This is a genomic window from Pseudomonas sp. UC 17F4 (genome assembly GCF_900101695.1).
Lineage (GTDB): Bacteria > Pseudomonadota > Gammaproteobacteria > Pseudomonadales > Pseudomonadaceae > Aquipseudomonas.
Genome location: NZ_FNKV01000002.1, coordinates 122,692 through 139,240 on the forward strand (window position 1 = coordinate 122,692; position 16,549 = coordinate 139,240).

General features: G+C 62.4%; 17 protein-coding genes and 1 tRNA gene. 6 read left to right on the forward strand and 12 right to left on the reverse strand.

The genetic code is table 11. From position 1 onward, the window contains the following. Positions 1 to 19: 19 nt before the first annotated feature. The 8 genes from ychF to BLR26_RS25850 form a co-directional block, all read right to left on the reverse strand. Positions 20 to 1,120 carry a redox-regulated ATPase YchF gene (gene ychF, locus BLR26_RS25815; protein ID WP_045195968.1) on the reverse strand — a complete coding sequence of 367 codons (1,101 nt, stop codon included), beginning with the start codon at positions 1,118 to 1,120 and terminating at the stop codon, positions 20 to 22. Between the two features lie 21 nt (positions 1,121 to 1,141). After that, on the reverse strand, positions 1,142 to 1,726 hold the full coding sequence (gene pth / locus BLR26_RS25820) for an aminoacyl-tRNA hydrolase (protein ID WP_038997179.1): 585 nt from the start codon (positions 1,724 to 1,726) through the stop codon (positions 1,142 to 1,144). Between the two features lie 77 nt (positions 1,727 to 1,803). Continuing rightward, entirely contained in the window at positions 1,804 to 2,403 is a 600-nt protein-coding gene (locus BLR26_RS25825; protein ID WP_045195970.1) for a 50S ribosomal protein L25/general stress protein Ctc, read from the reverse strand. Between the two features lie 137 nt (positions 2,404 to 2,540). Further along, complete coding sequence (locus tag BLR26_RS25830; protein WP_010225730.1) at positions 2,541 to 3,482, reverse strand: ribose-phosphate pyrophosphokinase; 942 nt, start codon at positions 3,480 to 3,482, stop codon at positions 2,541 to 2,543. A gap of 48 nt (positions 3,483 to 3,530) precedes the next feature. Further along, a tRNA-Gln gene (locus tag BLR26_RS25835) sits at positions 3,531 to 3,605 on the reverse strand. A gap of 34 nt (positions 3,606 to 3,639) precedes the next feature. Beyond that, the gene (gene ispE, locus BLR26_RS25840; protein WP_045195972.1) at positions 3,640 to 4,491 is read right to left on the reverse strand and encodes a 4-(cytidine 5'-diphospho)-2-C-methyl-D-erythritol kinase; all 852 of its coding nucleotides are present in this window, start codon (positions 4,489 to 4,491) and stop codon (positions 3,640 to 3,642) included. A 3-nt stretch (positions 4,492 to 4,494) separates the two neighbouring features. Then, positions 4,495 to 5,112: a lipoprotein insertase outer membrane protein LolB gene (lolB, locus tag BLR26_RS25845; protein WP_045195974.1), complete on the reverse strand. Its 618-nt coding sequence runs from the start codon at positions 5,110 to 5,112 to the stop codon at positions 4,495 to 4,497. A gap of 4 nt (positions 5,113 to 5,116) precedes the next feature. After that, positions 5,117 to 6,841 carry a tetratricopeptide repeat protein gene (locus BLR26_RS25850; RefSeq protein ID WP_045195976.1) on the reverse strand — a complete coding sequence of 575 codons (1,725 nt, stop codon included), beginning with the start codon at positions 6,839 to 6,841 and terminating at the stop codon, positions 5,117 to 5,119. 176 nt (positions 6,842 to 7,017) lie between these two features. Here BLR26_RS25850 and hemA point away from each other — a divergent pair, with 176 nt between their 5' ends. The 6 genes from hemA to BLR26_RS25880 all read left to right on the forward strand — a co-directional run bounded on the left by hemA (position 7,018) and on the right by BLR26_RS25880 (position 12,381). After that, positions 7,018 to 8,295 (forward strand): glutamyl-tRNA reductase, encoded by a 1,278-nt coding sequence (gene hemA, locus BLR26_RS25855; protein ID WP_045195978.1) that lies wholly within the window; start codon positions 7,018 to 7,020, stop codon positions 8,293 to 8,295. Continuing rightward, positions 8,292 to 9,374, forward strand: coding sequence for a peptide chain release factor 1 (gene prfA, locus BLR26_RS25860; protein ID WP_045195980.1), 1,083 nt, complete (start codon positions 8,292 to 8,294; stop codon positions 9,372 to 9,374). Before hemA ends, prfA begins: the two co-directional genes overlap by 4 nt. Beyond that, positions 9,375 to 10,205: a peptide chain release factor N(5)-glutamine methyltransferase gene (gene prmC, locus BLR26_RS25865; RefSeq protein WP_093387928.1), complete on the forward strand. Its 831-nt coding sequence runs from the start codon at positions 9,375 to 9,377 to the stop codon at positions 10,203 to 10,205. Beyond that, complete coding sequence (locus tag BLR26_RS25870; protein WP_093387931.1) at positions 10,199 to 10,954, forward strand: molybdopterin-synthase adenylyltransferase MoeB; 756 nt, start codon at positions 10,199 to 10,201, stop codon at positions 10,952 to 10,954. Before prmC ends, BLR26_RS25870 begins: the two co-directional genes overlap by 7 nt. Next, positions 10,947 to 11,747 carry a glutamate racemase gene (gene murI / locus BLR26_RS25875; protein ID WP_093387934.1) on the forward strand — a complete coding sequence of 267 codons (801 nt, stop codon included), beginning with the start codon at positions 10,947 to 10,949 and terminating at the stop codon, positions 11,745 to 11,747. The genes BLR26_RS25870 and murI overlap by 8 nt, the downstream gene beginning before the upstream one ends. A gap of 115 nt (positions 11,748 to 11,862) precedes the next feature. Then, complete coding sequence (locus tag BLR26_RS25880; RefSeq protein WP_093387937.1) at positions 11,863 to 12,381, forward strand: acyloxyacyl hydrolase; 519 nt, start codon at positions 11,863 to 11,865, stop codon at positions 12,379 to 12,381. Between the two features lie 24 nt (positions 12,382 to 12,405). Here the strand turns inward: BLR26_RS25880 and BLR26_RS25885 are convergent, their stop codons facing one another. Genes BLR26_RS25885 through BLR26_RS25900 form a run of 4 tightly spaced genes read right to left on the reverse strand, consistent with a single transcriptional unit; the run spans position 12,406 to position 16,440 of the window. Next, positions 12,406 to 13,128, reverse strand: a complete 723-nt coding sequence (locus tag BLR26_RS25885) for an SDR family NAD(P)-dependent oxidoreductase (RefSeq protein WP_045195990.1) — start codon at positions 13,126 to 13,128, stop codon at positions 12,406 to 12,408. After that, positions 13,125 to 14,567 (reverse strand): deoxyribodipyrimidine photo-lyase, encoded by a 1,443-nt coding sequence (phrB, locus tag BLR26_RS25890; RefSeq protein WP_093387940.1) that lies wholly within the window; start codon positions 14,565 to 14,567, stop codon positions 13,125 to 13,127. The genes BLR26_RS25885 and phrB overlap by 4 nt, the downstream gene beginning before the upstream one ends. A 9-nt stretch (positions 14,568 to 14,576) precedes the next feature. Next, positions 14,577 to 15,482, reverse strand: coding sequence for a MerR family transcriptional regulator (locus tag BLR26_RS25895; protein WP_045195995.1), 906 nt, complete (start codon positions 15,480 to 15,482; stop codon positions 14,577 to 14,579). Continuing rightward, positions 15,472 to 16,440: a YbgA family protein gene (locus BLR26_RS25900; protein WP_093387943.1), complete on the reverse strand. Its 969-nt coding sequence runs from the start codon at positions 16,438 to 16,440 to the stop codon at positions 15,472 to 15,474. Before BLR26_RS25900 ends, BLR26_RS25895 begins: the two co-directional genes overlap by 11 nt. Positions 16,441 to 16,549 lie beyond the last annotated feature (109 nt).

Sequence of the window (16,549 nt, forward strand, 5' to 3'; positions counted from 1 at the left end):
TCGGGCTGCTGGCAGCGGGTCAGACGTTGAAGCGGAAGTGCATCACGTCACCGTCCTTGACGATGTAGTCCTTGCCTTCCAGACGCCATTTACCGGCTTCTTTCGCGCCGCTTTCACCCTTGTACTGGATGAAGTCGTCGTAGGCGACCACTTCGGCACGGATGAAGCCTTTCTCGAAGTCGGTGTGGATCACGCCGGCCGCCTGCGGGGCGGTGGCGCCGACGCGCACGGTCCAGGCGCGGACTTCCTGCACGCCGGCAGTGAAGTAGGTCTGCAGGTTGAGCAGCGAGTAACCGGCGCGGATCACGCGGTTCAGGCCTGGCTCTTCGAGGCCCAGGGCTTCGAGGAACATGTCCTTCTCTTCACCGTCGTCGAGCTCGGCGATCTCGGCTTCGATCTTGTTGCACACCGGCACCACGATCGCACCTTCTTCTTCGGCAATGGCCTTGACCACGTCCAGGTGCGGGTTGTTGTCGAAACCGTCTTCGGCAACGTTGGCGATGTACATCACAGGCTTGCTGGTCAGCAGGTGGAAGCCGCGGATCAGGGCCTTCTCGTCGTCTGCCATGTTCTTCATCAGGCTGCGCGCAGGCTTGCCTTCGGTGAAGTGCGGGATCAGTTTTTCGAGGATGGCTTTCTGCGCCAGGGCGTCCTTGTCACCACCCTTGGCGTTGCGCGCAACCTTCTGCAGTTGCTTCTCGCAGCTGTCGAGGTCGGCGAAGATCAGTTCCAGGTCGATGATCTCGATGTCGCGCTTGGGGTTGACGCTGTTGGAGACGTGAATCACGTTCTCGTCTTCGAAGCAGCGCACCACGTGGGCGATGGCGTCGGTCTCGCGGATGTTGGCGAGGAACTTGTTGCCCAGGCCTTCACCTTTCGAGGCACCGGCAACCAGGCCGGCGATGTCGACGAATTCCATGGTGGTCGGCAGCACGCGGTTCGGCTTGACGATGGCCGCCAGCGCGTCCAGGCGTGCATCGGGCATCGGCACGATGCCGCTGTTCGGCTCGATGGTGCAGAACGGGAAGTTCTCGGCGGCGATGCCGGATTTGGTCAGGGCGTTGAACAGGGTGGACTTGCCGACGTTGGGCAGGCCGACGATGCCGCAATTGAAACCCATGGTGAATCCCTCTTCGTGGAGTCAGGCCTTTTGGCTGTGCAGCTCTCTCATCGCACGCGTCCAGTCGCCGGCGAGGATGTCCGGCAGCACGCCGAGGGCAAAATCGATACTGGCGTCCAGCTTCTCCTGCTCGGCGCGTGGCGCCTTGCCGAGGACGAAACCGGAGACCCTGCTGCTGTCACCCGGGTGGCCGATGCCAAGCCGCAGACGGTGAAAGTCATTCTGGTTGCCGAGCTGGGCGATGATGTCGCGCAGCCCGTTGTGCCCGCCATGGCCGCCGCCCTTTTTGAGCTTGGCGACGCCGGGAGGCAGGTCGAGTTCGTCGTGGGCCACCAGGATGGCATCTGGCGGGATGCGGAAAAAGTTCGCCAGTGCAGCAACGGCCTGGCCGCTGCGGTTCATGTAGGTGGTCGGGATCAGCAGACGAACGTCGTTGCCCTGATGGCTGAATTTAGCCGTCAGGCCGAAATACTTGCGGTCAGCGGTCAGGTTGACGCGCTGGGCGCTGGCAATGCGTTCTACGAAAAGAGCCCCTGCGTTATGCCGGGTCTGTTCGTATTCGGGGCCGGGGTTTCCCAGGCCGACGATCAGTTGGATGGCGGTCACGTCAGGGGCTCTTCCTTGGAGTTGTGGGTTACAGTGCGGGGCACTGTAACCCGGTCAACGCCGGCGTGCTGAGTAGATTACTCGGCAGCGCCTTCTGCAGCTTCAGGCGCAACACGCGGAGCGTGAACGTTGGCAACAGCCAGGTCGTTACCGTGAGCCAGAGCGACGAACTCGACGCCTTTCGGAGCTTTGAGGTCCGACAGGTGGATGATCGCGCCGACTTCGGCGTTGGCCAGGTCGACTTCGATGAACTCAGGCAGGTCTTTGGCTTCGCAGGAAACTTCGATCTCGTTGACAACGTGGGAGATCTCGCCGCCTTTCTTGACCGGAGCTTCTTCGTTGACGAAGTGCACAGGTACTTTGGCGGTCAGTTTCTGGCCAGCAACAACGCGGACGAAGTCAGCGTGCAGGATGAACTGCTTGGCTGGGTGACGCTGCATCGCTTTGACAACGACGTTTTCTTTCTTGCCGTCGATGTTCAGCTCGATAACGTGGCTGTAGGCAGCTTCGTTTTCGAACAGTTTGGCGATTTCCTTGGCCACGATGGTCAGGGATTGAGCTTCTTTGTCACCACCGTAAACAACGGCAGGGATCTGGGCGGCGAGACGACGCAGGCGGCGGCTCGCACCTTTCCCCAGGTCGGTACGCGCTTGGGCGTTCAGAGTGAAATCAGTCATTTTGTATCTCCAAAATAGCCATCTCCCGCAGGCGTTTGCGACCAGCGCCAAACGGGGTGGGCAAAAAAGCCCCGCCCCAACAACAGGTGTTGGGGCGGGGCGCTTTTCGTCAACGAGAGGTTCGCGAGGGAAAACCCTCAGCGGAACATCGCGCTGATCGATTCTTCATTGCTGATGCGGCGAACCGCCTCGGCAACAACCGGTGCAATATCCAGTTGGCGGATACGGTCACAGGCTTGTGCTGCAGCGGACAGCGGGATGGTGTTGGTCACCACCAGTGCGTCCAGCACGGAGTTCTCGATATTCTCGATCGCCCGACCCGAGAGGACAGGGTGCGTGCAGTAGGCGTAAACCTTGGCAGCGCCGTGTTCTTTCAGGGCCTTGGCCGCGTGGCACAGGGTGCCGGCGGTGTCGACCATGTCGTCGACGAGAATACAGGTACGTCCTTCGACGTCGCCGATGATATGCATCACTTCGGAGTGATTGGCCTTTTCACGGCGTTTGTCGATGATACCCAGATCGACACCCAGGGACTTGGCAACAGCACGTGCACGCACGACGCCGCCGATGTCCGGGGACACGATCATGAGGTTCTCGAAACGCTGGTCTTCGATGTCATCCACCAGAACGGGGGAGCCGTAGATGTTATCTACCGGAATATCGAAGAAACCCTGGATCTGGTCAGCGTGCAGGTCGACAGTGAGAACACGGTCGATACCGACGACGGTGAGCATGTCAGCGACGACTTTGGCGCTGATAGCAACACGCGCCGAACGCGGACGGCGATCCTGGCGGGCATATCCGAAGTAAGGAATCACGGCAGTGATTCGGGAAGCTGAGGAGCGGCGGAAGGCATCGGCCATCACTACCAGTTCCATCAGGTTATCGTTGGTTGGCGCGCAAGTCGGCTGAATGATGAAAACGTCCTTACCACGAACATTTTCATTAATCTCAGTGCTGATTTCGCCGTCGGAGAATTTGCCGACAGAAACATCACCCAGTGGGATATGCAGCTGACGTACGACACGCCGAGCCAGATCGGGGTTAGCGTTCCCCGTAAAGACCATCATCTTGGACACGCGCAGTACCTGAAGGCTGAGGGTATACCTGGATGAGTATAAGGAAAATGGCAGGGGCGGCTGGATTCGAACCAACGCATGGCAGGATCAAAACCTGCTGCCTTACCGCTTGGCGACGCCCCTGTATCTGTTGCTGCGAGCACCTGGTGCTCGATTCCTAGAGCAGACTCTGCAGCGTGCGATGCAACATCGAAACGTTGCTTCCCTTAGCTACAAACCCTGTTTGGGTCTCTGCAAGAAGGGCCAAAACTTTATCAGCTTCAGCTTTGTTTGGGAAGGCCCCAAACACACAACTTCCAGTTCCGGTAAGCCGAGCCTCAGTGAATTCGTTTAACAAATTCAATGAATTGCGTACCTCTGGGTAACGCTGCTCTACCACCGGTTGGCAGTCATTTCGACTGTTTCCCTTGGGAACGGGGCGCATCTTAAGGGGCAAGGAATCACGTGTCAACAGCGGATCTGAAAAAATTTCTGCTGTGCTAACAAATACTTGCGGGACCAGCACGACATACCAGGGCTCTTCGGGGTCGACCGGGGTCAGCTTCTCGCCCACGCCCTCGGCGAACGCCGCATGGCCGCGGACGAAAACCGGCACGTCGGCGCCCAGGGTCAGGCCCAGTTCAGCCAGCTGGTCTTCGCTCAAGCCCAGTTGCCATAAATGGTTGAGGCCGAGCAGGGTAGTGGCGGCGTCGGAGCTGCCGCCGCCAATGCCGCCGCCCATGGGCAGGATTTTTTTCAGCCAGATATCCACGCCCTTGTCGCAGCCGGTCAGGGCCTTGAGCTTGCGCGCGGCCTTGACGATCAGGTTGCTTTCATGGGGGACGTTGTCGATCTCGCTGTGCAGGCGCACTTCACCGTCTTCGCGCAGGGCGAAAGACAGCTCGTCGGCATGCTCGAGAAACTGGAACAGGGTTTCCAGCTCATGGTAGCCATCGGCGCGGCGGCCAAGAATGTGCAGCATCAGGTTGAGCTTGGCCGGGGCCGGCAGGGTCAGGGTTGCAGTGTTCATTGATCAGTGGCCCAGTTGCCGTGGTTGCCAGTCTTTGACCACCAGGGTCACGTCGAGGTTTTGCCCGTGCAGCTTGATCCGCTCGGGCAGCCAGTAGCCGTTCTGTTCGGCGTAGCTCAGGTATTGCACGTCCCAGCCGTCCTGCTTGAGGCTGGCCAGGCGGCTGTCGCCGTCGAGGGTCAGCTGGCTCTTGCTGTCGGGGGCGGGCAGGCCGCGAATCCACCAGACCAGGTGCGACACCGGCAGCTCCCAGCCCAGTTGTTCGGCCAGCAGGGCTTCCGGGCTTTGCGCCTCGAAGCGGCCCTGGTTGGCGACCTCGAGGGTGACGCCGCCGGGGCGCCCGGTCAGGCGTGCAGCGCCGCGGCCGAGCGGGCCGGACAGGCGGATGTCGTAGTAGTCCTGGCGCTGCAGCCAGAACAGCGTGCCGCTGCCGGAGTCTTTCGGCGCGCGGATGCCGACCTTGCCGTTGATCTGCCAGCCATCGAGGGTGCTCAGCTGTTGCTTGTGCTCGCGCCACAGCTGGGGGTTGCCTTCGCCCCGCAGGGCCTCACGGGAGCCGAAGCCGGCACAACCGGCAAGCAGGGCAATCAGGCAGAAGGTGATGCAGTGGCGCAAAAACATAGGCTTATAGAGTCTCGGATCCGGTCAGGCGCAGGACGGTCTTGCGCAGGATAGGGCTGTCGGGCTGGGCTTCGAAACCTTTGGCCCAGACCTGGCGGGCTTCGCGGCGCTTGCCGTTGGCCCAGAGCACTTCACCCAGGTGGGCAGCGACTTCGTGATCGGGGAAACGCTCGATGGCCTGGCGCAGCAGGCGCTCGGCTTCGTCGAGGTTGCCCATGCGGTAGTTGACCCAGCCGAGGCTGTCGAGCACCGCCGGATCGTCCGGGGTGATCTGGTGCGCCTTGTCGATCAGGGTCTTGGCTTCGGCATAACGGCTGGTGCGGTCAGCCAGGGTGTAGCCCAGGGCGTTGAGGGCCATGGCGTTTTCCGGCTCGCGGCTGATGATGCTGCGCAGGTCTTTTTCCATCTGCGCCAGGTCGTTGCGCTTTTCCGCAAGCATGGCCCGGGTGTACAGCAGGTTGAGGTCGTCCGGGTACTGCTTGATCGCTTGCTGCAGCACCTGCTCGGCCTGGGCGTCCTTGTCGTTGTTGCCCAGGGCTTCGGCTTCGATCAGGTACAGCTGGATCGCGTAGTCGGGCTGGGCTTCGCGGGCTGCGGCCAGGCGCCGCGAGGCCTCGGCGCTGCGGCCGTTGGCAATGAGGATGTCGGCCTGGCGCAGTTGCGCTGGCAGATAGTCGTTGCCGGGGCCGACCAGGGCGTACTCGTTGAGGGCGCTTTCGGGGTCGTTGCGTTCTTCATGGATGCGCCCCAGGTTCAGGTGCGCGGCATCGACATGGCTGTCGCGGGCGATCAGCTCTTCGAGGTAGCCGGCGCCTTCGTCCCAGTCCTTGGTTTCCAGGCTGACCAGGGCCAGCGAGTAACGCAGTTCATCGTCGTCCGGGTATTGCTGGACCAGGCTGACAAACTCGGCCTTGGCATCGGCCAGGCGATCCTGCTCGACCAGCATGCGCGCGTAGGTCAGGCGCAGGCGTTTGTCGTCCGGGTACTGGCGAATGGTTTTCTGCAGCAGCGGCAGGGCCTCTTTGCCGCGGTCCAGGCCTTGCAGCAGGCGCGCGCGCAGCAGCACCGGGGCAATCTCGCCGGCTTCGGGCGGGTGTTCTTCGAGCAGGTCGAGGGCCGCCTGGGCCTTGCCATCCTGTTGCAGCAGCAGGGCCTTGCCGAACACCAGCTGACCGTTGTCAGGATACTTCACCAACAGACGATCGAAACTGTTTTGCAGGCCGGCGCGGGTGTCCGGGTCGGTTTCCAGTGCCGACAGGGCGAGGAAGTCGAAGTGGGTGTCGCCCTGGCCCTGAAGGACCTTTTCCATGTAGACCATGGACTCGTCATAGCGACCGCTGCGAGCCAGCTGGATGGCGGCGGCGCGCTGGGAGTCGAGGTTGCCGGGGTCGTTTTTCGCCCAGATCAGCGAGGTGTCGAGCGCGGCCTGGTCGGCGCCCAGGTATTCGGCGATGCGGTAGGCGCGTTCGGAAATACCCGGGTCCTGAGTCTTGATTGCCTGGCTGACGTAATTGTCCAGGGCGATATCGAAACGATCGCGCTGGCCGGCAAGTTCTGCGGTCAGCAGGCTGTACACGGTGTCCTGGCTGAACGATCCGTAGACGGTGGGCTTGGCCGGTTGCACCGGGGCGGCATCTGCAGGCGCCTTGGCATCCGGGGAATCCGGAGCCAGGGTCTGGCAGCCCTGGAGCAAGGCAAGGGCAAGGAGCAACGCGTAGGATCTATTCATAATCGGGATTTGGGCGGCTTACCAGCGGTCGGATCATCATGACACAAGCGCCGGGGCAAACCCATAAGCGAAGGTCTCGGTAGGGGTAGACTATAGAGACAATAGCGAGCGGTGGTTGTTCTGCGCTCTGCGAAGTAGGACAATTATCGGCTTCTCGTCACAATCAGCGACCTTGCATGGCCTTTCTTGCCCTCGGTATCAACCATAAGACTGCCTCGGTAGACGTACGCGAGCGCGTGGCGTTTACCCCTGAGCAGCTGGTGGACGCCTTGCAGCAGCTCTGCCGACTGACCGCCAGCCGCGAAGCCGCGATCCTTTCGACCTGCAACCGCAGCGAGCTTTATATAGAGCAGGACCACCTGGCTGCGGAGAGCATCCTGCGCTGGCTGGCCGAATATCATCAACTGAGCCTGGATGAACTGCGCGCCAGCGCCTACATCCATGAAGATCACGATGCCGTGCGGCACATGATGCGGGTGGCCTCCGGGCTCGACTCGCTGGTGCTGGGCGAGCCGCAGATCCTCGGCCAGATGAAGTCGGCCTATGCCGTGGCGCGCGAAGCCGGAACCATCGGCCCGCTGCTCGGGCGGCTGTTCCAGGCAACCTTCAGCGCTGCCAAGCAGGTGCGCACCGATACCGCCATCGGCGAAAACCCGGTGTCGGTGGCCTTTGCCGCCGTGAGCCTGGCCAAGCAGATCTTCAGCGACCTGGGCCGCAGCCAGGCGCTACTGATCGGCGCCGGTGAAACCATCACCCTGGTCGCCCGCCATCTGCACGAGCAGGGCGTGCGGCGCATCGTCGTCGCCAACCGCACCCTGGAGCGTGCCAGCACCCTGGCCGAGCAGTTCGGCGCCCATGCGGTGCTGCTGGCCGACATTCCCCAGGAGCTGGTCAACAGCGATATCGTCATCAGCTCCACCGCCAGCCAGTTGCCGATCCTCGGCAAGGGTGCGGTGGAAAGCGCCCTGAAGCAGCGCCGGCACAAGCCGATCTTCATGGTCGACATCGCCGTGCCGCGCGATATCGAGCCACAGGTGGGCGAGCTCGATGACGTTTACCTGTACACCGTCGATGACCTGCACGAAGTGGTCGCCGAGAACCTCAAGAGCCGCCAGGGTGCTGCCCAGGCCGCTGAAGAGCTGGTCTCGGTGGGCGCCGAAGATTTCATGCTGCGCCTGCGCGAGCTGGCCGCGGTGGATGTACTCAAGGCTTACCGTCAGCAGAGCGAGCGCCTGCGCGACGAAGAGCTGCAAAAGGCCCAGCGCCTGCTGGCCAATGGCGCCAGTGCCGATGAGGTGCTGGTGCAACTGGCCCGTGGCCTGACCAACAAGCTGTTGCATGCGCCCAGCGTGCAACTGAAAAAGCTCTCTGCCGAAGGCCGCCTCGATGCGCTGGCCATGGCCCAGGAACTCTTTGCCCTCTCCGAGGGTTCGACGGATAAAACCCCGCAATGAAAGCGTCGCTGCTGAATAAACTGGACACGCTCCAGGACCGTTTCGAGGAACTGACCGCCCTGCTGGGCGATGCCGAGGTCATTTGCGACCAGACGCGCTTTCGCGCCTATTCCCGTGAATACGCTGAAGTCGAGCCGGTCGCCGTCGCCTACGCCCAGTGGCGCAAGGTCCAGGATGATCTGGCCGGCGCCCAGGCGCTGCTCAAGGACAGCGACCCGGACCTGCGCGAAATGGCCGTGGAAGAAGTGCGCGAAGCCAAGGAGCAACTGGCGCAGCTGGAAAACCAGCTGCAGCGCATGTTACTGCCCAAGGACCCCAACGACGGGCGCAACGTGTTCCTGGAAATCCGCGCCGGTACCGGTGGTGACGAGGCGGCGATCTTTTCCGGCGACCTGTTCCGCATGTATTCGCGCTATGCCGAAAAGCGCGGCTGGCGCCTGGAAATTCTCTCGGAGAACGAGGGCGAACACGGCGGCTACAAGGAAATCATTGCCCGGGTCGAAGGCGACAGCGTCTACGGCAAGTTGAAATTCGAGTCCGGTGCCCACCGCGTCCAGCGTGTACCCGAGACCGAATCCCAGGGCCGCATTCACACCTCGGCCTGCACCGTGGCGGTGCTGCCGGAGCCGGACGAGCAGGTGGCGATCGAGATCAACCCGGCGGACCTGCGTGTCGACACCTACCGTGCCTCCGGTGCCGGTGGTCAGCACATTAACAAGACTGACTCGGCAATCCGCATCACCCACTTGCCCACCGGCATTGTCGTCGAGTGCCAGGAAGAACGTTCCCAGCACAAGAACCGTGCCCGGGCGATGTCCTGGCTGTCGGCCAAGCTCAACGACATCCAGACCAGCGCGGCGCAGAATGCCATGGCCAGCGAGCGCAAGCTGCTGGTCGGCTCGGGTGACCGTTCCGAACGAATTCGTACCTACAACTATCCACAGGGGCGGGTGACCGATCACCGCATCAACCTGACCCTGTATTCCCTGGATGACGTTCTGGCCGGTGGGGTCGACGCGGTAATCGAGCCGTTGCTGGCCGAGTACCAGGCGGATCAACTGGCGGCACTGGGTGAGTAAATGACGATTATTGCCAGCTTGCTCCGCGGTGCGGAGCTGCCGGATTCGCCGACCGCGCGTCTGGATATCGAACTGCTGTTGGCGGCGGCCATCGGCAAGTCGCGCAGCTACCTGCACACCTGGCCGGAGCGGATTGTCAGCAGCGAAGCGGCGTTGACCTTTGCCGACTTCCTGCAGCGCCGCCGCGCCGGTGAGCCGGTGGCCTACATTCTGGGTCAGCAGGGGTTCTGGAACCTCGACCTGGAAGTGGCCCCGCATACCTTGATCCCGCGTCCGGAAACCGAGCTGCTGGTGGAAACCGCCCTGCAGTTGCTGCCGGGTAGTGCGGTCAAGCTGCTCGACCTGGGCACCGGCACCGGGGCGATTGCCCTGGCCCTGGCCAGTGAGCGCCCGTTGTGGCAGGTCACCGCGGTCGACCGCGTGCTCGAAGCCGTGGCCCTGGCCGAGCGCAACCGCCAGCGCCTGCAACTGAACAACGTCAACGTGCGCAGCAGCCACTGGTTCGATGCCCTGGCCGGCGAGCGCTTTGATCTGATCATCAGCAACCCGCCGTACATTGCCGCCGCCGACCCGCACCTGGTGGCCGGTGACGTGCGCTTTGAGCCCAGCAGCGCGCTGGTCTCTGGCGAAGACGGCCTGGACGACCTGCGCTGCATCGTCAGCCAGGCGCCGGCGCACCTGGCGCCGGCTGGCTGGCTGCTGCTCGAACACGGTTACGACCAGGCCGCCGCCGTGCGCGAGCTGCTGGCCAGGCATGATTTCGAGCAGATCGAAAGCCGCCTCGACCTCAACGGCCACGAGCGCATCACCCTGGGGCGGCTGTCGTGCTGAGCGACCAGGAGCTGTTGCGCTACAGCCGGCAGATCCTCCTGGCGCAGGTGGATATCGACGGTCAGCTGCGGCTGAAAAACAGCAAGGCGCTGATCGTCGGCCTCGGCGGTCTCGGCTCGCCAGTGGCGCTGTACCTGGCGGCCGCCGGGGTTGGCGAATTGCACCTGGCCGACTTCGATACGGTGGATGTCACCAACCTGCAGCGCCAGGTCTTGCACGACAGTGCGTCGGTAGGCCTGAGCAAGGTTGATTCGGCGCTTGCCCGGCTCACCGCGATCAACCCGCAAATCACCCTCAAAGCGCATCGCCGCGCGCTGGATGAGGACTCCCTGGCTGAAGCGGTCAAGGCCGTGGACCTGGTGCTCGATTGCTCGGACAACTTCACTACCCGCGAAGCGGTCAATGCTGCCTGCGTCGCCCACGGCAAACCGCTGGTCAGCGGCGCGGCGATTCGCCTGGAAGGGCAGTTGTCGGTGTTCGACCCGCGTAACCCGCTAAGCCCCTGCTACCACTGCCTGTACGGGCACGGCAGCGAAGCCGAACTGACCTGCAGCGAAGCCGGCGTGTTGGGCCCGCTGGTGGGGCTGGTTGGCAGCCTGCAAGCACTTGAGGCGCTGAAGCTGCTGGCCGGTTTCGGCGAGCCGCTGGTGGGGCGCTTGCTGTTGATCGACGCCCTTGGCAGCCGCTTCCGTGAGCTGCGGGTCAAGCGCGACCCGGGCTGCAGCGTGTGTGGCGAGCATCATGGCTGACGCTGCGGCGGCGCCGGTCGGCGTTTTCGATTCCGGAGTCGGCGGCCTGTCGGTACTGGCCGAGATCCAGCGCCTGCTGCCCGACGAGTCGCTGCTGTACGTCGGCGACTGCGGCTACATCCCCTATGGCGAGAAGTCGCCGGCGTTCATCCGCCAGCGCTGTCGCATGGTCGCCGAGTTCTTCCGCGAGCAAGGCGCCAAGGCCATGGTCCTGGCTTGCAACACCGCCACCGTGGCGGCGGTGGCAGATTTACGCGAACAGTATCCGCACTGGCCGATCGTCGGTATGGAGCCTGCGGTCAAACCCGCCGCTGCCGCGACCCGCAGCGGTGTGGTCGGCGTGCTGGCCACCACCGGCACCCTGCAAAGCGCCAAGTTCGTTGCCTTGCTCGATCGCTTTGCCAACGACATTCGCGTCGTCACCCAGCCTTGCCCGGGCCTGGTGGAGTGCATCGAGGCTGGCGACCTGAGCAGCCCGGTGGTGCGTGAGATGCTCCAGGGGTATGTAAAGCCCTTGCTCGACGCCGGCTGCGATACCCTGATCCTGGGCTGCACCCATTACCCCTTCCTCAAGCCTCTGCTGGCGCAAATGATCCCCGCCTCGGTGGCGATCATCGATACTGGCGCCGCCGTTGCCCGGCAATTGCAGCGCCTGTTGGGCGAGGGTGAATTGCTGGCTGCAGGACCGGCGCGCGATGCGCAATTCTGGACCAGTGCCAGCCCTGAACATTTGCGAAAGATCCTTCCAATGTTGTGGAATAAATCTGACAGTGTGCGAAGCTTTCCAATGTAAAAAAAGTGTGAAAAGCACTCAACATTGACTGAACTAACGCAACGCTGCCGATTTCTATTTATTGTCTGGTGAGACAGAAAAACCAACAACAGCATTAGGAAAAAGGACGTTTCTCATGAAGAAACTGCTTTGCTTGGCTGCTCTTGCAGCCGTTACCCTGGGGCAATCTTTCACAACTCAAGCAGCGGACGTGTCGTTCTCGGTCGGGCAGACCGGCGACTCGACCATGACCTATCGCCTCGGCCTGCAATCGAACTGGGATGTCAGTTGGTGGCAAACCAGCGTAGGCCGTATCACCGGCTATTGGGACGGTGCCTACACCTATTGGGATGGCGACGAGAAGTCGAGTAACCACAGCCTGTCGTTTGCGCCGGTGTTCGTTTACGAGTTCGCAGGTGAGTCGGTCAAACCCTATATCGAAGCCGGTATTGGTGTGGCCGCATTCTCCAGTACCGAAGTTGAAAGCAACAAACTCGGCTCTTCGTTCCAGTTCGAAGATCGCATCGGCTTTGGTTTGCGCTTTGCCGGCGGGCATGAAGTCGGCGTGCGGGCGATCCACTACTCCAACGCCGGGCTGCAAACGCCCAACGATGGGGTAGAAAGTTACGCGTTGCACTACCGCATGCCGCTCTGACCTGAAAGAGCACAGCCCTGTGTTTTACACAGGGCTTGCAGGTAGTTCGGGCAGTGGCCAGAGGCTGTTGAGGTTGAGGGCTTCGAGCAGTAGCTCGGGGGCGCGCTCTGGCAAACGCTGGATGATCACATCGGCAGCAGTTTCCGGCGTCCATTGTTCAGGTCGGACCTGAACCGCCAGCAGTGGCGTTTTCAACGCCTGCGGTGCGACCACGGTCAAGGCGATGCCTTTGCTCTCGAGCTTCTGACGCTCAGCGCGAAACACTTGTGTCAGGTTGTTGTCCGGGGTTGCCGGCTGGCTGGGCTCGTAGAGTTGCAGCGCCGAATAGCGGCTGAGCACAGCCAGCACCTGTGGCGCCTGGCCTTTTTCCAGCAGCGGCACTGCCACGTTCAAGCAATGAACCGAAGCGCTCAGGTTGCTGCTGGCGATGGCTTCGAAAATGGCCGTCGGCGGCAGGCCAGGGTCCAGGTAATCGCAGGTGCCGGCATTCACCAGCAGGCAATCGAGGGCGCCCCAGTGGGCCTGGAGTTGCTGGCCAGCGTGTGCGGCCTGCGTGCCATCATCGAGATTGCCGTCAAGTAGCAGCAACTGCTCGGGGTTGAGCTGCGAAAGGCCCTTGAGCTCGGGCGAAGGACGTCCGCTGGCAGCGACTTTCCAGCCCTGCTCAAGCAGTTGTTGCACCAGCGCCAGGCCCAGGCCGCTGCTTGCGCCGGTGACCCACACCTTGCGCGCGATGGGTTCGCTCACATGACTGCCCTCTCTTCCTGCCGCGTGGGTAAATTCCTGAATGCATTCAACGCACGTTGGCGACTGCTACCGAGGTCCACAATAGGCTGTGGATAATGATTAGTAGCAAAAAGATCGCCACCTGGCACGGGATTGTGGATTTTTTTTTCATCCAGGTCGGCAAGCTCAGGCAGCCATTGCCGAATGAAATGCCCTGCGCTATCGAAACGCTGAGACTGGCTCACAGGGTTGAAAATGCGGAAATAGGGCGCTGCGTCGGTGCCGGTCGAAGCACTCCACTGCCAGCCGCCGTTGTTGGCGGCCAGGTCGCCATCAATCAGGTGGCGCATGAAAAAGCGCTCGCCCTCGCGCCAGTCGATCAGCAGGTTCTTGGTCAGGAACATGGCAACGATCATGCGCAGGCGGTTGTGCATCCAGCCGGTGGCAAGCAATTGGCGCATGGCCGCATCGATGATCGGGATGCCGGTCTGTCCTTGCTGCCAGGCCTTGAGTTCCTCCGGTGCATGGCGCCAGGGCAGGGCCTCGGTTTCCGGGCGGAAGGCACGGTGCATCGAGACCCGTGGATAGCCCACCAGGATGTGTTTGTAGAACTCGCGCCAGAGCAGCTCGTTGATCCAGGTCACCAGGCCGCGGTTGCCACTGTCGAACTCGCCGAAGTTGTGGTTCAGCGCGGCATGCAGGCACTGACGCGGCGATATCACCCCGGCGGCCAGGTAGGCTGACAGCTGGCTGGTGCCGGCGACGGCGGGGAGGTCGCGCTGATTCTGGTAGTCCTCGGCGCATTCGTCGATAAAGCGTTGCAGGCGCTGCTGTGCTTCTTCTTCACCGGCAGGCCAGAGCTCGCGCAAGGCCTGCGCAGGGTGTGGGAAACCGGCTACCTCAACGGGAACCGGATCGCTGGCAACAGCCGTCGGCGCTTGCGCCCTGATTGGGTTGACCAAGGGTGGCACGCCCAGGTGCAGGCGTTCGTAACAAACTTTGCAAAACTGGCTGAAGACCTGAAAGTAGCTGGCGCTGCGGGTCAGGATGCTGCCTGGGCGGAACAGTAACTGGTCAAGATAGCCGTGCGCGGCAATACCGTGCTCGCCCAGGGCAGCCTGCACCGCCTGGTCGCGGGCGCTTTCATTAACGCCATATTCCTCGTTGAAGTGCAGCGCCTGCACCTGATGCTCCTGGCACAGCTGCAGCAAGACCTGCGGTGCCTGCTGCCAGGTGTCGGCGTAGCGGATCAGCAGGGGGATGTTCAACTGCGCCAGTGCCGCACGCAGGCTTTGCAGATTGCGCAACCAGAAGTCGACCTTGCACGGCGCATCGTCGTGGGCCTGCCACTGCCCAGGGCTGAGCAGCCATACTGCCAGGGTCGGGCCGCGTTCGCAGGCTGCTGCCAGTGCAGTGTTGTCAATTACGCGCAGGTCGCTGCGCAGCCAGATCAGTTGCATGCTGTTTGGTTACCCTTGAAGGTGAAATTCAGGCTGTTCGCCCCTGAGTTGGCGCAGGCACTGAAGCGCCGCCTGGGGCGAATCGAGGACAAACAGCGTCTCGTCCGTCCAGGCTTGCAGGGCATGCTTATGAATGCTGACTGCGCGGCCGCACAGGAGTTTCGGAATTTCGACGTCGGCCAGGTTTCTTTGTAAGCGGGCGATGTCCAGCGACTTGTCGATGCTCAGCAGCAACGCCCATGGCCGCAACTGGGCGACCGCCAGGCTCAGCTCGTTGCCCGGTGGTGGCCAGTCGAAGACCTGCACCGGGTAACCGGCATTGCTGGCCAGCCAGGCCGTCAGCCACAGCCGTGGGTCGAAGGCCAGGTCAGAGCCGTTTACCAGCAGCAAGGGGGCGCCGCCGAGCTGATGGTTGTTGTGATAGACCCGTGCCCCGAGCTTGCTGCGTAGCCACGAGAAAAAGAACACCTGCTCAAGGCCAGTGGCGAATTGGCCCTGCCAGCGCAGTTCGAGGTCGGCAAGCAGCGGCATCAACAGCTGTTCACAGAGGGTTGCCGCCGGGTACAGGGCCATGGCCTGGTTCACCTGCTGCTCAAGCCGGCGCTCGGCGAGGGCGGCGATGGCTTCCTTGAGTTGCTCGCGCAGGGCCTGCCAGTCGCTGCCGGCCGGCGACGGTGACTCCCCCGGGCTGGCTTGCAGCAAGGCTTTGACCTGGCTGACCGCCGCGCCCCGGTCAAGCCAGGTGAGGATCTGCTGGATACGCTGGACGTCTTCCTGGCTGTAGAGGCGATGCCCCTTGCCGGTGCGTTGCGGCACGATCAAGCCGTAACGACGCTCCCACGCACGCAGGGTGACCGGGTTGATACCGGTCAGGCGCGTCACCTCGCGGATCGGCAACAAGGCTTCAGATGGCATTGCGCAGGCTCAGGTTTTCCGGGTGCGGTTGCAAGTACACCTGCTGCGCCAGGTAGGGGTCGGGATGCTTGCGCAAATGATGCTTGAGCAGGGTCAGCGGCACCACCAGCGGCACCACGCCGGCATGGTACTGGCTGATCAGTTGCTGGATTTCCTGCTTGTCGGCGCGGCTCAAGGCATCGCGCAGGTAACCGCTCAGGTGCAACAGTACATTGCTGTGGGTGCCACGGCTGGCGCAGCGGCTCAGGGCCTGGATCAACTGGCTGAAGTAACGCGGGGCGAGCAACTCGGGATCGTCGTCGCGGCCCATGCTGCCCAACAGCTTGCCCAGGACTTTGTACTGCTGCGGGTTGTGCGCCATCAGCTGGTACTTGTAGCGGGAATGAAACGCGATCAGGGCGCCGCGGCTGACGCCAGCGGCGATCAGCTGCTGCCAGTCGGCGTAGGCATATACCCGGGTGATGAAGTTCTCGCGCAGCACCGGATCACAGAGCCTGCCATCTTCTTCCACCGGTAAATCGGGACGCTGCTCACAGAAGGCGGCGGCGAACAACCCGCGGCCGCCCTCGGTCGCTGGATAGCCATTGGCCTGATAGACCTTGACTCGCTCCAGGCCGCAGGAGGGGGATTTGTGCATGAAGATGTAGCCGCAAATATCGTCGAGATCCTTGGCCATCTGCTGCCCGTAAGCGCGCAACGGGCCGGACAGATCCAGGCCGGGGTCGCGGCTGCACACGGCCTGCGGGTCGGCAGGATCACCTACCAGGCGGATGGGTGCACGTGGCACGCCCAGGCCGATGGCGACTTCTGGGCAAACCGGGACCAAATCGAAGTGTTCGCTGAGGACCTCGTTGCACAGGCGCGAGGCTTTGTGGCCGCCGTTGAAACGCACTTCCTGGCCGATCAGACAGGCGCTGACAGCAATGCGGGGCTTGCGCGGCAGGTCACGAGCGTTCATGAACAGATCCTGAAAAATATTGTACAAATAAAGTTTTATGTACAGGTAAATCCCATCATAGGGGCAAACCTGTGCAAGTCAAACCACTTGTACAACTTTTGTGCAGGAT

Coding starts and splice junctions, on each gene's coding strand:
- ychF (WP_045195968.1), bottom strand. CDS start 1,120: ATGGGTTTCAATTGCGGCATCGTCGGCCTGCCCAACGTCGGCAAGTCC.
- BLR26_RS25825 (WP_045195970.1), bottom strand. CDS start 2,403: ATGACTGATTTCACTCTGAACGCCCAAGCGCGTACCGACCTGGGGAAA.
- ispE (WP_045195972.1), bottom strand. CDS start 4,491: ATGAACACTGCAACCCTGACCCTGCCGGCCCCGGCCAAGCTCAACCTG.
- lolB (WP_045195974.1), bottom strand. CDS start 5,112: ATGTTTTTGCGCCACTGCATCACCTTCTGCCTGATTGCCCTGCTTGCC.
- BLR26_RS25850 (WP_045195976.1), bottom strand. CDS start 6,841: ATGAATAGATCCTACGCGTTGCTCCTTGCCCTTGCCTTGCTCCAGGGC.
- hemA (WP_045195978.1), top strand. CDS start 7,018: ATGGCCTTTCTTGCCCTCGGTATCAACCATAAGACTGCCTCGGTAGAC.
- prfA (WP_045195980.1), top strand. CDS start 8,292: ATGAAAGCGTCGCTGCTGAATAAACTGGACACGCTCCAGGACCGTTTC.
- prmC (WP_093387928.1), top strand. CDS start 9,375: ATGACGATTATTGCCAGCTTGCTCCGCGGTGCGGAGCTGCCGGATTCG.
- murI (WP_093387934.1), top strand. CDS start 10,947: ATGGCTGACGCTGCGGCGGCGCCGGTCGGCGTTTTCGATTCCGGAGTC.
- BLR26_RS25880 (WP_093387937.1), top strand. CDS start 11,863: ATGAAGAAACTGCTTTGCTTGGCTGCTCTTGCAGCCGTTACCCTGGGG.
- phrB (WP_093387940.1), bottom strand. CDS start 14,567: ATGCAACTGATCTGGCTGCGCAGCGACCTGCGCGTAATTGACAACACT.
- BLR26_RS25895 (WP_045195995.1), bottom strand. CDS start 15,482: ATGCCATCTGAAGCCTTGTTGCCGATCCGCGAGGTGACGCGCCTGACC.
- BLR26_RS25900 (WP_093387943.1), bottom strand. CDS start 16,440: ATGAACGCTCGTGACCTGCCGCGCAAGCCCCGCATTGCTGTCAGCGCC.